General features: G+C 59.2%; 13 protein-coding genes. 3 read left to right on the forward strand and 10 right to left on the reverse strand.

Features of this window, described 5'->3' with window-relative positions; all coding sequences use genetic code 11:
• Positions 1–8 precede the first annotated feature (8 nt).
• Positions 9–875, reverse strand: a complete 867-nt coding sequence (locus DD236_RS06140; protein ID WP_109093513.1) for a universal stress protein — start codon at positions 873–875, stop codon at positions 9–11.
• Positions 876–1,129: 254 nt separating this feature from the next.
• Between DD236_RS06140 and DD236_RS06145 the strand changes: the two genes are divergently transcribed.
• Positions 1,130–1,837: a VIT1/CCC1 transporter family protein gene (locus DD236_RS06145; RefSeq protein ID WP_109093514.1), complete on the forward strand. Its 708-nt coding sequence runs from the start codon at positions 1,130–1,132 to the stop codon at positions 1,835–1,837.
• Here the strand turns inward: DD236_RS06145 and hisD are convergent.
• From hisD to recO, 3 genes are read right to left on the reverse strand one after another with little or no spacing between them, the layout of a single operon-like run.
• A complete protein-coding gene (gene hisD, locus DD236_RS06150; protein ID WP_109093515.1) occupies positions 1,823–3,157 on the reverse strand; it encodes a histidinol dehydrogenase in 1,335 nt (444 codons plus the stop codon). The genes DD236_RS06145 and hisD overlap by 15 nt on opposite strands.
• Positions 3,158–3,192: 35 nt before the next feature.
• The gene (locus tag DD236_RS06155) at positions 3,193–4,002 is read right to left on the reverse strand and encodes an isoprenyl transferase (RefSeq protein WP_423716461.1); all 810 of its coding nucleotides are present in this window, start codon (positions 4,000–4,002) and stop codon (positions 3,193–3,195) included.
• Between the two features lie 18 nt (positions 4,003–4,020).
• Positions 4,021–4,764, reverse strand: a complete 744-nt coding sequence (gene recO / locus DD236_RS06160; RefSeq protein WP_109093516.1) for a DNA repair protein RecO — start codon at positions 4,762–4,764, stop codon at positions 4,021–4,023.
• 110 nt (positions 4,765–4,874) lie between these two features.
• Here recO and DD236_RS06165 point away from each other — a divergent pair, with 110 nt between their 5' ends.
• Together DD236_RS06165 and DD236_RS06170 are read left to right on the forward strand one after the other, a co-directional pair.
• Positions 4,875–5,597, forward strand: a complete 723-nt coding sequence (locus DD236_RS06165) for a glutamine amidotransferase-related protein (RefSeq protein ID WP_109093517.1) — start codon at positions 4,875–4,877, stop codon at positions 5,595–5,597.
• 1 nt (position 5,598) lies between these two features.
• Complete coding sequence (locus tag DD236_RS06170; RefSeq protein ID WP_109093518.1) at positions 5,599–6,753, forward strand: glutamate--cysteine ligase; 1,155 nt, start codon at positions 5,599–5,601, stop codon at positions 6,751–6,753.
• A 14-nt stretch (positions 6,754–6,767) separates the two neighbouring features.
• Here DD236_RS06170 and leuA read toward each other — a convergent pair whose 3' ends face one another.
• The 6 genes from leuA to DD236_RS06200 all read right to left on the reverse strand — a co-directional run bounded on the left by leuA (position 6,768) and on the right by DD236_RS06200 (position 13,966).
• A complete protein-coding gene (gene leuA / locus DD236_RS06175) occupies positions 6,768–8,540 on the reverse strand; it encodes a 2-isopropylmalate synthase (RefSeq protein ID WP_109093519.1) in 1,773 nt (590 codons plus the stop codon).
• Positions 8,541–8,730: 190 nt separating this feature from the next.
• Positions 8,731–10,314, reverse strand: coding sequence for an alpha/beta hydrolase family protein (locus tag DD236_RS06180; protein WP_109093520.1), 1,584 nt, complete (start codon positions 10,312–10,314; stop codon positions 8,731–8,733).
• Positions 10,314–11,243 (reverse strand): GTPase Era, encoded by a 930-nt coding sequence (gene era / locus DD236_RS06185; protein ID WP_109093521.1) that lies wholly within the window; start codon positions 11,241–11,243, stop codon positions 10,314–10,316. Before era ends, DD236_RS06180 begins: the two co-directional genes overlap by 1 nt.
• Positions 11,236–12,501 carry a hemolysin family protein gene (locus DD236_RS06190; RefSeq protein ID WP_109093522.1) on the reverse strand — a complete coding sequence of 422 codons (1,266 nt, stop codon included), beginning with the start codon at positions 12,499–12,501 and terminating at the stop codon, positions 11,236–11,238. Before DD236_RS06190 ends, era begins: the two co-directional genes overlap by 8 nt.
• The gene (gene ybeY / locus DD236_RS06195) at positions 12,501–12,995 is read right to left on the reverse strand and encodes an rRNA maturation RNase YbeY (protein ID WP_109093523.1); all 495 of its coding nucleotides are present in this window, start codon (positions 12,993–12,995) and stop codon (positions 12,501–12,503) included. Before ybeY ends, DD236_RS06190 begins: the two co-directional genes overlap by 1 nt.
• Positions 12,992–13,966: a PhoH family protein gene (locus DD236_RS06200; protein WP_207785708.1), complete on the reverse strand. Its 975-nt coding sequence runs from the start codon at positions 13,964–13,966 to the stop codon at positions 12,992–12,994. The genes ybeY and DD236_RS06200 overlap by 4 nt, the downstream gene beginning before the upstream one ends.

Genomic DNA, 13,966 nt, shown 5'->3' on the forward strand with positions numbered 1-13,966 from the left:
CCGTATGCTTATACCTCCTTGGGTATCACTGCCACAATGGGCGCACCGGTTAGCACACCATGGGTGACCGAGCCGAGCAGCTGCGCCGTCATCGCGCCAGCGCCGTGGGCACCCACAACCGTCAGGCACGCATCATTCGAGGCCTCGAGCAGAGCGTCTACCGCATGGAGCATCGAAACATCTAGCGACGCCTCAACGTCCGGGAAATCTTCGCGGAGCTTGTTGAAGGCCTCGGTGCCACGCTTCTCAGCCATGTCCATTCGCGTGGCGATCATGGAACGCATCGCTGTTTCGGGAAGCGTCTCGTAGTTCGCTGCGGCATGCTGCTGAGACTGAATCACATGGACGGGGCATCCGCGCCTGCGTGCTTCCTCAAACGCATACCGCACAGCTTCCTGTGAGCCACCTTCTGGGGACATACCCACAATGACGGGCCCTTTCTCGTTTCCGGCATTACCACGAACAACTACGACTGGGCACTTCGCGTGCGCGGCAACCTTGGACGATACGGAGCCAAGCAGAAGCCTGCGCACGGCGCCGAGACCACGCGCTCCCACGAATACAACCGTTGCCTCCGCCGATTCCTTGACCAGTGCTACCGAGGGGTCTGCGACGATCACTTCGGTTGTGATCTGAAGCCCCGGGAAGTCTTTCTCGATACGCGTCTGCTCGGAATCCAACACGTCTTGGCACGATTGCAGAATGTCCGGCGGCGGGGTCGGATCCAAACCCGCGTATCCATAAAGCGGGGCAAATCCGTAGATGAGCCTGAGCGGAAGGTCTTGACGCACAGCCTCAGCCGCGGCCTCCGTTACAGCGGCCCCTGCACGAACAGATCCGTCGGTACCGGCAACTACCGGATAGACGTCAGCCATGATGGCCTCCTCTTGGGCCCGCGTGTCTGAATTGCCAGATCGTTGCCGCTGGCCCGTACACCCATTCTACCTTCGAATGTGTTATGGGTCACGACGTTACATAATGTGACCGACTTCACTTTAATGTCTGTATAGCTTGATACAAAGCCACTTCCAGAGAGTTTTCAGGCCGTTAGGAACCCCTAATATAAGGCTCTCCAAACTGGAGCTATTCCAGATTACTTTCTAGCCTTAGCTTAACGAAAGGAGGCGAGATGTCCACAGAAGTCGCGCAAAAAGAGACACCATCAATCCAAAGCAAGTTGAACTGGCTACGCGCTGGAGTGCTTGGGGCAAACGACGGCATTGTCTCCACCGCCGGACTGGTTGTGGGGATATCCGGCGCCGCCCTCACGGGCAATGCTCTCCTCGCAGCCGGCGTAGCCGGAATGATTGCCGGGGCGCTCTCCATGGCTGCGGGCGAATACGTATCCGTCTCCACTCAACGTGACACTGAGAGAGCTGCGCTCCACGCCAAAAGGATCGCCCTGTCGGAAGATCCCGATGGAGAACTCGAGGTCCTCACCGGTCGGATCGAGGCCTCCGGCGTGAAGCCTGAACTCGCTCGCCGCGTTGCCGTGCAGCTTTCCGCACGCGACGCCCTCGCCGCCCATGCACGATGGGATCTGGGTATCAATCCCCACGAGATCGTGAATCCGTGGCACGCAGCCTTCGCCTCGTTAATCTCTTTCATCTTGGGCGCCATCATCCCTCTAGGGGCAATCGTCCTCAGCCCCGCCGCCATCGCGGTACCGCTCACCGTAATTGCCGTGACGATATCGCTCGCAATTACCGGATCCGTCTCCGCTCATCTGGGAGGAGCTCCCAAGCAGCGCGCAACGATCCGGAACATTTGTGGCGGGTTGCTCGCAATGGGCGTCACCTACATTATCGGGACGGCAGTGGGCTCATTCGGTGTCTAGCCGGGCAGCGAGTGCCTCGGCGTGAGCAGGCAGATCCTCGTCTAATGCCACCGCCTTGAGGAGCGGATACACCTTCTCCATCGCCTCGCGCGAGTATTCGACCGATTGAACGGACTTGATAAATGCGTGAACGTTCAGGCCGGAATTGAAAACAGCAGTACCGCCCGTGGGCAGCACATGGTTTGATCCAGCCATGTAATCCCCGAGCGGAACAGGATTGTAGGGCCCAACGAAAATTGCTCCCGCATTATGAATGAGATCGGCGTGGTGCGGCGCCTTCTCCGTCTGAATCTCCAGGTGCTCGGCGCCGTAGGCGTTCGCCACGGCTACGCCGGCATCCATATCGTCAACCAGCACCGTTCCCGACTGCGGCCCAGTCAGTGCTGTGTGCACCCGCTCGGAGTGCTTGGTAGCATCAGCGCGGCGTTCGAGCGCCACATCCACCCGCTCGGCAAATTCCGTGGAATCGGTGATGAGCACGGAAGCCGCGGCCGGATCGTGTTCGGCTTGCGAAAGCAGATCAGCGGCCACGTGTTCGGGATTGGCCGTCGCATCGGCAAGAACCGCGATCTCCGTGGTGCCAGCTTCCGCATCGATGCCCACTACGCCGCGGACGAGACGCTTGGCGGCCGCAACGAAGATGTTCCCCGGGCCTGTTACTACATCCACCGGATCACACAGTACCTCCGGGTCTTTGGTACCCGGCTCCCCCGCCGCCCCGTATGCAAACATGCCAACGGCGCTTGCGCCACCAACCGCGTACACCTCGGTAATACCGAGCAGGTGGCACGCGGCGAGGATAGTGGGATGCGGAAGTCCGGCGAACTCCGCCTGTGCGGGCGAGGCCAGCGCGATCCCTTCAACCCCGGCCACCTGCGCGGCCACGGCGTTCATGATGACGGACGAGGGATAAACTGCCAACCCGCCGGGAACGTAGAGACCCACACGCTTGACCGGGATCCAGCGCTGCCGAACGAAGCCCCCCGGCATGACCTCGGTGAGCTTTTCCTCGGGAAGCTGAGCTCTATGGCCCGCTCTGTTATGCGCGATGGAGACTTCGAGTGCTTTGCGAAGCTGGGGATCCAACTGTGTTGCAGCGCGTTCAAGTTCCTCGGCGGGAACACGCAGGGCAGCTGGCCGGACTCCATCGAACTTTTCTGCGGAATCGCGTAGGGCGGCGCCACCACGCTCCCGCACATCCTCGATGAGCGGGCGCACAACATCTAGAGCGTGTTCAATGTTGAAGGCCGCACGGGGTAGCTTATCTGCCAAAACTGATCGCGAAACCGATACTCCGCGTAAGTCAATCCTCTGCAACATGCCTGCAAGTCTACCGGTTACCGGGTCCCCAAGGCTCAGGCGTCCGGATCGTCGTATTCCTCAGGTGCCCACACCCTAGGCTCAGTTGTGGCTACGCGATCAACCGCACCGCCGTACCTGCGGTCGCGCCCCGCGAATTCGCTACAGGCTCGCCACAGCGCCAGCCTGTCAAAATCTGGCCACAGCAGATCTGAGAAGTACATTTCGGCATAGGCAGATTCCCACATGAGGAAATTGCTGGTGCGTTGCTCTCCGCCGGTTCGGATGAAGAGGTCAACGTCAGCCATGTCTGGCGCGTAGAGATACCGCTGGATCAACTGGTCATTCACGCTGGACGGTTTAAGAAGGCCATCAGCCACATCGGCCGCGATACGCGCCATAGCATCCGCGATCTCGGCTTTCCCGCCGTAGTTAATACAAAGATTAAAAGTGAGCTTGCGGTTATCTTTCGTCAGTTCCTCGGCTGCCCTCAGTTCCGAGAGCACCGATTTCCACAGGCGCCCCTCGCGGCCAACCCAGCGGACACGGACTCCCCACGCGTTGAGATCATCACGTTGTTCTCGAAGGATCTGGCGCGAGAAACCGAGGATATATCGGACTTCTGCTGGGGATCGCTTCCAGTTCTCAGTAGAAAATGCATATGCCGAGAGCTCGCTAACACCAATCTCCAGCGCTCCCGCAATCACGTCCATGAGGGTGGCCTCACCCTCACGATGCCCATCGGTACGGGGCAATCCCCGGGTGTTGGCCCATCGGCCGTTTCCGTCCATGACCACAGCAACGTGGTGAGGAACCTTGGCAAGTTTTGGGGCGACTGCGCCAGACGGGTGTGCAGGCGGCTGGATATGTTCCACGAAACCTTCCTAAAGATGAATGAGTGGCGTTCCCACCATGTCCAACGATTTGACCTTGCGCTCGATGTGCCACTGCAGGTAGGCCGTTACGAGGCCCGCACTCTCATGCCGCGCCGTCAACCCGGACCGGTCCACAATGTCCCAGTCTCCGATCTGGAGAGCCGCGAGCAGCTGGACGGTTTCATTGTGGGGATGGGCCGCACTTCGCGGCGCACAACTCTCGCACACCATACCGCCCGCACGCACATCGAAGCGATGCAAGGGGCCTGGGGTGCCACACGTAGCGCAGTTGCCGATAGCCAAGGCCCACCCGGCGTTAGCCAGCGACCGAAGGATGTAGGACGCGAGAATCGATTCGGGATCATGAGCCTTCAGCGACAGTGCGTTAAGCGCCCCCACCAGTAGCAGATACTGACCCTCGTCCGGTAAGCCTTCCTGCGAGGTCAGCTTGTCCGTTACCTCGGCCATCGCGCTCGCGCAGGTGTATGAATCGTAATCCCGGCCGATCTTCCCGGCAAACGAACTCATGGTGGACACTTCAGTGATGATATCGAGCGATCTACCCTCATAGAACTGCGCATCCACCATCGCGAAAGGTTCTAGCCGCGCCCCGAATCGAGATTTGGTGCGCCGGATCCCCTTGGCAACAGCTCGCACCTGCCCGTTCCTCCGCGTCAGAAACGTGATGATGCGATCTGCCTCCCCCAAGTCATGGGTTCGCAGGACTACGCCCTGATCACGGTAGAGTTTCACGCGATCATTCTTGCACGTTCGCCAACCTGCGCAATGAGGCGGGCCGAATGATTAGCTCAGGGAGTAATACCCACTAACCTACCGGTTATATCGCGTGTTAAGATCTCGCTATGAAACCGTTCTTGCTCTTGGTAGCACGCCCGGATAGCCCCATCAAGGCCGACGAAGTGAACTCCCTTCTGCGCTATGGGGCATTGGACGATGAGAAACTCGTCGTCGTCGATCTTCTTCAGCCTCTCACCAACACGCCGGACTTTACCCAATACTCAGGAGTATTCATCTCGGGCTCCCCTTACAACTACCTCACGCCGCTTGCACAGAAATCCCCTGAGCAGGTTCGCGTGGAATCCCAACTTCTACCACTGGCGAAAACCTTGGTGGATCAGGACATCCCCACGCTTGGGTTGTGCTACGGCCTCCAAATTCTCGCACTTGCCGCCGGCGGTACCCTGACGCGGGAGTTCAGCGAAGATATGCAGCCCGTGCGAGTGAGCCTGACGGAGGCTGGACGGAAAGATCCCGTAACGGGCCAGCTCCCGGAGACCTTCATCGAGTATGTGGCACATGCCGAATCTGTTGGCGAGCAGCCCGAAAACATGGAAGTGTTGGCATCCTCAACGGGTTGTCCCGTGCAACTTGCCCGCATCAAATCCAACATCTACGGAACGCAGCATCACCCGGAGATTGATCGGGAAGGTATCGCTATCCGGGTGAAACAATATGTCGGAGTGTATTTCACCGAAGAAGAGCATCCAGCCGTTCTAGAATCGGTCCAATCCGTTTCAACGGAACAGCGGCTCATTACTTATTTCGTTCAACATTACGGAGTCTGACATGGAATTTGCCCAGTCACAGCAATCCACAATCGGCATCGAGTGGGAACTCCAGCTCGTGGACAAAGATTCTAACGATCTGCGTCAGGCCGCCGCATTTGTGATCGATCAGCTCAAGGGCAAACCCTTCATCCAGAAGGAGATGTTGCTGAACACGGTGGAAGTTACTTCCGGCGTGCACCAGACCGTGGCCGGATGCATCGGCGATCTGCGAGAGGGAACCGAATCTGTGCGCAGGACAACCGATCCCCTGCGTATCGATATCGCTGCGGCCGGATCCCACCCGTTCGCTAACCCCATGTACCAGCGCGTCACGGATAATGACAGATATGCCGAACTCGTGAACCGGACGCAGTATTGGGGCCGGCAGATGCTGCTGTTCGGCACACACGTCCACGTGGGCTTGGACCGCCGCGACAAAGTGTTGCCGATTCTCAAGGCCCTGCTGACCCGGGCGTACCACATCCAGTCACTTTCGGCTTCCTCCCCTTTCTGGGCGGGAAATCGCACTAACTATGCTAGTAACCGCGCCATGGTGTTCCAGCAGCTTCCAACCGCGGGCACTCCACGCCAGTTCGATGCCTGGGAGGAGCTGGAGCAATACACCCGCGATCTTCGCAAGACGGGGACTATCGAAGAGTTCAATGAAGTGCGCTGGGACGTGCGGCCTTCCCCCGGCTGGGGAACCATCGAGGTGCGGGTGGCCGATGCTAGCCCGAACCTCATGGAGATGAAAGCCGTTGCCGCCCTCGTTCACTGCCTAGTGGACCATTACGCTGCCGAATTGGATGGCGGACGCGAAATCCCAACCCTCCCCGATTGGTACGTGTCAGAAAACAAATGGCGTTCAGCGCGCTACGGCATGGACGCGGTGCTCATCAAAGATCGCCATGGCAATGAGCAACTTGTGGGTGAGACGTTACGGGAAACAGTTATGGAGTTGGAGCCCGTGGCCGAGCGGTTGGGCTGCGTTCAAGAGCTCGCCGGAGTGCTGGACATTCTCGATACTGGGGCGGCCTATCAGCGCTTCCTTGCCGTGTCTGATGTGCACGGAGGATCGCTGGACGCGGTTGTAGAGCACATGCGCGAAGAGATGAAGGAAGAGCGGCCGCTGCCCGCCGAGGCAACCCAGAATCACCCCGACGGGCTGCGATAAGCCCTACCTAGGACTCATCGCAGCGAACGGTTCACCGCGGAAACGATAGCCTTGAAACCGGCACGAACCGTGGACGGGTCGATTCCACAGCCCCACAGCGTTTGGCCGTTGACCTCACACTCGATGTAGGCGGCCGCCGTCGCGTCGTGGCCAGAGCTCAGCGCGTGTTCGGCGTAATCGAGCACCTTGACATGAACGCCTGCTGTGGCCAGCGCCCCGACGAATGCATCGATCGGTCCATTGCCCTCCGAGCTCACTACGTGATCAAACTGGGAATCGCCCTCACCGTACTCGCGAATGACGGTGCTGAGCTCGGAATGTGAGCCTTCCTCGCCCGAGACCAACGTGCTGGATATGAGCCGATACTTGCCCCATGGGGAAAGTCCCTTGGCCTCCTTGTAGGGCAGGTACTCGTCCACGAAGATCTGCCAGAGGCGATCCGCGGTGATTTCCCCACCGTAGCGATCGGTGTGGAGCTGAACCAGCTTGGCCAGTTCCAGTTGCATCCGGCGGGGCAGATCGAGATGTCGCGTGGAAGACATCAGGTAGGCAACGCCACCCTTACCAGATTGCGAGTTCACGCGAACAACGGCCTCGTAGTTTCGACCAACATCCTTCGGATCCAGCGGCAGATACGGAACATCCCACGGAACTGCACTCTGGTCCCCGCCAGCGGCGGCCACGCGTTCATCGCGATCCGCGAATCCCTTCTTAATGGCATCCTGATGAGAGCCCGAAAAGGCTGTGTAAACGAGGCTCCCCGAATACGGCGTACGCTCAGGCACCGCCATTGAGGTGCACTCCTCATAGATATCCACGATCTGATCGATATCAGAGATATCTAGCTGGGGATCGATGCCCTGGCTGAAGAGGTTGAGCGCAACCGTCACAAGATCTACGTTGCCGGTGCGTTCACCCTGCCCGAACAGGCAGCCTTCCACGCGATCGGCGCCGGCCAGCATAGCCAGCTCCGTGGAGGCTATGCCCGTGCCCCGATCGTTATGGGTGTGGGTGGACAGCGCAATGAAGTCGCGGCGCGAAAGGTTCCGGCTCATGTACTCCATTTGATCGGCATAGACGTTGGGCGTGGCACGCTCCACCGTGGTGGGCAGATTAATGACCATCTCACGGTCCGGGCCAGGCTGCCAGACGTCCATTACCGATTCGCATATCTCCAGAGCGAAGTCGAGTTCGGTATCCATGAAGATCTCGGGCGAATACTCGAAACCAGCGATCGTATCGTCAGAGATCTTCTTCTCGAGCCCGCCTAGAACCTCGTGAGCACCCGCGACGGCGAGCTGCTTAGTAGCTTCCTTATCGTTGTGGAACACCACGCGACGGAAGATAGGCGCTGTTGCGTTGTACAGATGAACGGTAGCGCGCGGCAGGCCGTCAATCGCCTGAACAGTCCGCTCGATGATCTCCGGGCGAGCCTGAGTGAGAACCGAAATCGTAACGTCCTCAGGAACCGCATCATCGGCAATGAGGCTGCGGCAAAAATCGAAATCGGCGGCCGATGCGGCCGGGAACCCAACCTCGATCTCTTTAACTCCCATCTTCACCAGCAGATCAAACATCGCTCGTTTCTGCGCCGGATTCATGGGATTGACGAGCGCCTGATTACCGTCGCGCAGATCGGTGGAAAGCCAACGAGGAGCTTTCGTTATACGATTGTTTGGCCACTTGCGGTCCGGTAGAAGGATTTCATTCGTCTCGAGGAAAGGCCGGTACTTACCGTACGGCATATTTGAATTCTTCTGACGATTCGCGAATCCTGAAGTCAACATTGAGGGTACCCCCTTTAATCGTTTGGCCATCTATGGCGACTGGCGCAACGATTTACCCGCGGCGGGGAGCCAGTCAGCTAGGACCCGTCGCGGCGGCTAAGAAGGAGCATCGCCGTACGCATAGGTTCACCCTAGACAATTCGCTTCGAGTTCGCATGCTCAATTCCGCATGTTGATACGCGTGTCGCGATCAGAAGAGAGCTGGGTACACGCCCCAATATGCCAGCGCGAAGAGCAACATCACCTGCGCCACGAAGGAAATAACCACGATCGCATTGGCGAATCCGCTCAGGGTGTGATTGCCGCTGCCATCTTCCGGGTAGTGCGCACGGTGCCACGCAAACGGAACCCGAACTACCATCCATACAGCCAGAATTCCGATCACCTGCGCCAGTAACCAGCCACCCTGGACAAGAAGTCTGTTTTGCTCGTAGGACACAGCTAGTTCGGCCACCGCCACCGTGTAACCGAGCGTAACGATCCAGGCGAGGATCACCGTGAGTGACGCAAAGTTAACCGCGCCCCCACAACCGTGGAAGTACAGAAGCCTCTTGCGCCGGTAACTCATCGCCCCGATCGTGGTCATGACAACCCCTACGAGGGCCAACCCAAGACCGATCAGGAGGATCCAGACTGCCACCATCCCCGAGGCGAACCACGGAGGTTGATTGACCCGGCCCGCCATATAGTCTTGCTTGGGCTGAGCCCCAGCCACGTGTGGCGCCGCGTCGGCGGTGTACGGCAGGCCGTTGACCCAATCGGCTGTGTCCTGCATAGCCTGATCCACCAGCACTTTGTCCACCTGAAGCCCGTGATCTGCGTCCTCGTAGTAGCGTACAGTGAGGTCAGAATTTCCCGCGGTTTCCAAGTCTTCTCGCGTGATGATTGGGCCCTGTACCGTGGGCATGGACATGTCTCCGGTGCCGTAGAGCATCAACACCGGCATCGTCATCTGCCGCTGGTATTCGGAGACATCGAAATCGATGTATTCGAACGCATCCTGCCCAAAATCCTGACCTATCAGCTTTGGGATGGCGGACAGGATTTGCTGCGGCGCGCCGAGATTACGAAGGTAAGAATCGGCCGCCAAGGCTCCCTGCTCGCGTATGGGGAGCACGGGGGCGGAAACGAGGGCAACGTAGCTAACGGCAGAGTTCCGCGCCGCAACAATTGGAGCTATATTGCATCCCTCTGAAACCGCATAAAGCCCAGTTCGCTGCGGATCTACCCCCGGCCTACTCAACAGATCGGTGAAGGCATCCTCGTAATCCTTGGAAAGCTCCGGATAATCGCGATGGGTGGTGGTGTAGTTATCCGTCCGTTTGTCCGGTACCAATGTGATCACGCCAGCCGAAGTGATCGCATCGGCCTCCCGATCAAAGTTCTGGTAGGAATCGGTGCCCGTCCCATGGACGAACACCATTCCTGGAGCCAAGCCATCCGTTCCCACGGGTGTGCGGAGCGTTGCGGGTATCTCAGTGCCGTCGCGCAGCTCAACCGTGATCACCTCGCTTTGGACTTCATAATCGCCCAGCCCGGGAGTTTCGTTGCGCGTGGCAATGGAAGTATCGGCCGATTCGGGCACGATCAGCGAACGCATCGGCTGGGGGTTCCAGCCGGGCCCAGCCCAGCTCCCCCACATTCCAAAGATCAACACGGCGATCAGCCACACCATGAGGCGTGGATGGCGCAAGGCGAACCGGCGGATGCCACGGGGTTCGGTGGATTGATCCGGTTCTGGTTCCGAAACTTCTGCTGATACTTCTTCCGACACTAAAAGCCGAGCCGCCCCAGCAGCTTTGGGTCACGCTGCCAATCCTTAGCAACCCTCACGTGTAGGTCAAGGATCACACGCGCACCCAACAGCGGCTCGATCCCCTTGCGTGCGTCACGCTTAATGCGCTTAAGCCGCGCCGCGCCCTTCCCGATTATGATGCCCTTCTGGGAGTCTCGCTCCACGTGCAAGCTCGCGTGCACCCGCAGGATCGGGCGCTGGTCCGGATCGCCCTTGGCCGGCTGCTCATCAAGCATCTCCTCAACGGTAACCGCGAGGGAGTGTGGGAGTTCGGCGTGCAGGCCCTCGAGCGCGGCCTCCCGAATCAGCTCGGAGATGAGGGTCTCCTCTGACTCATCCGAGATCGCATCTCGGGGATACAACGGCGGGGAATCTGGCATCTGATCAAGAACAACCTCGGCCAGAACATCAACCTGCTCGCCTATTGTGGCGCTGACGGGGACAACGTCCACAAACGGTGCCATCTCGGACACTTCCACAAGGTGCGCTGCCAAATCATCGCGTCCCACCCTGTCCGTCTTGGTTACGGCAGCAATGATCGGCACGTTCATCTGTGAGACGAGATCCAGTAGGAACCTATCCCCCGGTCCAATCGCCTCATCGGCAGGCAAGCACATAACTACCACGTCCACCCCGGCCAGCGAATCCCGCACCATATCGTTCAGGCGTTCTCCGAGAAGAGTGCGCGGACGGTGCAGCCCCGGCGTATCCACTAGGATGATCTGCCCATGATCGCGATTAACTATCGCGCGGATAACACGCCGCGTTGTCTCGGGCCTATCCGAGGTGATGGCTACCTTCTGCCCCACCATCGCGTTGGTAAGCGTGGATTTGCCCGCGTTCGGGCGCCCCACGATGCAGGCGAATCCAGCCCGGAAATCATCGGGCCACGCGGGCTGATCACTCATCGTCTTCTGCCTCGTCTTTCGCTCTGGTGGCTATCAGTGTGGCAAGGGCGCGCCTACGCCCTTCGAACCGTTCGGCGATCAAACGGATGCCGTCAATCTCCGCCTCTGCACCGGCCAATGGTACCCTCCCGAGCAGCTTTGCCAAGAGTCCGCCGGCGGTGTCTACGTCGTCGTCGTCCAAATCAACTCCGAACAACTCACCCATATCGTCAATCGGGAAGCGCGCCGGAACCCGGTACGTATCCTCGTCAATGCGCTCCACCACGGGTTCGGCTCGATCGTGTTCATCCGCGATCTCTCCAACCAGTTCCTCAACCAGATCCTCGATCGTCACTAGGCCGGCGATACCGCCGTATTCGTCCACGGCTAGGGCGATATGGATCTGATCCGATTGCATCTGGCGCATGAGAACATCCACCATCTGGGTTTCGGGCACGAAGAACGGCTCGCGCATCACCTCGCGCACCGTCAGGCCCTCAGCATCAGAGCGGTGATGCGTGTGCTGGATTGCGTCCTTGAGGTAGAGAACTCCAAGAAGATCATCCACGCTCTCCCCGATCACGGGAACGCGTGAATAGCCTGAACGCGTAAACAGCGACAGCGCGCTATCGATGTACTGATCCACACCAATCGCAATCATGTCCGTTCGCGGCACCATGACCTCGCGGACCATGGTGTTACTCATCTCGAACATGGATTGAAGCATCTCGCGATCGTTATCGTCCAAAGCCTCCGATTCGGCCACGTGCTCAACCATGAGAGCCAGCTGATCTTCCTGCCGCTGCTCAAACTCCTCCGGGCTCGGTCCGCGGCGCCGCACGAACGGCCCAAAGGCCACCGCTAGCGGCAAGATAATAATCGACCCGCTGCTCAACACCCAGACCGGCCTGTTAACACCGAAGGTGGTGGGAGACGCCGCGATCTGCAGGAGCAGGCACACAACAAGCACGCCCACGAAGATGAGTACCAGCTCCCACCACGTGTTCGCCACACTGGCGGCAACGAGCGCCGCGGAAAATGCGAATCCGGACGTCAGTGCGAACCTACTCGTGACAAGCCCAACATCCGCCGCCTCACGCCGATCCAAGATCTTGGCTATGCGCTGGGCTCCACGCCCGCCTCCGGAGACAGCATCTTCAACTTCGGATCGTGTGACGCGCCCTAAGGCCGAGAGGGCCGCCGTACACGCCATCGTGGCTGCGAGAAAGATCAGGGCAAGCGCGGACAGCAACCCGATGGGTAAATCGCCTGTATCCATCAGCTAACCGTCGGCTCAGGAGCGGTTGCGGGGCCACCGCGCGAGGCAAGAAAACTCAGCAGCAGGGTGCGTTGTAGATCAAACATCTCTTTCTTTTCGGCCTCTTCTATATGATCGAAACCTAAAAGGTGCAAGATTCCGTGGGTGACGAGGAGCAGAATTTCTTCGGCCGTGGAGTGCCCGGCCCGAAGTGCCTGACGCGCCGCCACTTGCGGGCACACCACGATATCCCCGAGCGTGCCCTCGCGTGGCTCCTCGCCAATCGGGGCTGGGCGCAGTTCGTCCATGGGGAAGGACAGAACGTCGGTGGGGCCGGGAAGATCCATCCACTCGATGTGTAGGTTCTCGATAAACTTCTCATTGCCCATGAGCACGTTGAGCTCAGCTTGAGGATGGACGCGCATCTGATCCAGCACGAAACTGGCTAGCACGGACACCTCCTCTAAATCGACCGGTGGCTCAAACCCCGATTCGTCATGAACTTCAACTGTCACCGCGAGTTCTCACTCTCTCCAAACCGTGCGTATGCATCGATGATTTCGGCCACGAGGCGATGGCGCACCACGTCCCCAGATCCAAGCTCGATGAACTTGATGCCGCCCACGTCCCGCAGGATGTTTCGCACAAGAATAAGCCCAGATTTCTGCCTGCCAGGCAGGTCAACTTGCGTCACATCTCCCGTGACTACCATCTTCGAATTGAACCCGAGGCGCGTCAGGAACATCTTCATCTGCTCGGGTGTGGTGTTTTGTGCCTCATCGAGCACCACGAACGCATCGTTGAGAGTGCGCCCGCGCATGTACGCCAAGGGTGCCACCTCAATCGTTCCGGTCTCCATAAGCTTGGGGATAGTTTCGGGATCAAGCATGTCATACATCGCGTCGTAAAGCGGGCGCAGATAGGGATCGATCTTGTCCGTAAGCGAGCCCGGTAGAAAGCCGAGCGATTCGCCGGCCTCCACTGCGGGTCGGGTCAGGATAATCCGGGAAACCTGCTTCTTCTCGAGGGCCACCACCGCCTTCGCCATCGCCAGATAGGTCTTGCCAGTGCCCGCCGGCCCGATTCCGAACGTGATCGCGTATTCGTCAATCGCGTCCACGTAGGCCTTTTGCCCGAGCGTCTTGGGGCGGATCGTCTTCCCGCGCGCTGAAAGAACATCAGTGGTCATGAGGTCCGTGGGGCGCGCCACCCCACGCCGCGCAATCGCGATCGCACGCGAAACGGATTCCATCGTGAGGTGTTCGCCGCCTCGTACCACGTCAATCAGCTCGCCGATCAGTGCGTCCGCGAGGTCCACCGCGGCAGCCGGACCATCGAGCGTGATCTCGTGCCCTCGCACGTGAATCGTTGCTGGGGCTAGCCCGCGTTCGAGGGTACGGAGAACTTCATCCTCGTGCCCCAGCAGGTTGATCATCGCCACGCGATCGGGAACCACTAGGGTTCGTTCTATCGAATCTTCAGTCAT

The organism is Ancrocorticia populi, from assembly GCF_003123745.1.
Taxonomy (GTDB): domain Bacteria; phylum Actinomycetota; class Actinomycetes; order Actinomycetales; family Actinomycetaceae; genus Ancrocorticia; species Ancrocorticia populi.

Bases quoted from the DNA above. Each gene is read 5' to 3' on its own strand.
- DD236_RS06140 (WP_109093513.1), bottom strand. From the start codon at position 875: ATGGCTGACGTCTATCCGGTAGTTGCCGGTACCGACGGATCTGTTCGT.
- DD236_RS06145 (WP_109093514.1), top strand. From the start codon at position 1,130: ATGTCCACAGAAGTCGCGCAAAAAGAGACACCATCAATCCAAAGCAAG.
- hisD (WP_109093515.1), bottom strand. From the start codon at position 3,157: ATGTTGCAGAGGATTGACTTACGCGGAGTATCGGTTTCGCGATCAGTT.
- DD236_RS06165 (WP_109093517.1), top strand. From the start codon at position 4,875: ATGAAACCGTTCTTGCTCTTGGTAGCACGCCCGGATAGCCCCATCAAG.
- DD236_RS06170 (WP_109093518.1), top strand. From the start codon at position 5,599: ATGGAATTTGCCCAGTCACAGCAATCCACAATCGGCATCGAGTGGGAA.
- leuA (WP_109093519.1), bottom strand. From the start codon at position 8,540: ATGTTGACTTCAGGATTCGCGAATCGTCAGAAGAATTCAAATATGCCG.
- era (WP_109093521.1), bottom strand. From the start codon at position 11,243: ATGAGTGATCAGCCCGCGTGGCCCGATGATTTCCGGGCTGGATTCGCC.
- DD236_RS06190 (WP_109093522.1), bottom strand. From the start codon at position 12,501: ATGGATACAGGCGATTTACCCATCGGGTTGCTGTCCGCGCTTGCCCTG.
- DD236_RS06200 (WP_207785708.1), bottom strand. From the start codon at position 13,966: ATGACTGAAGATTCGATAGAACGAACCCTAGTGGTTCCCGATCGCGTG.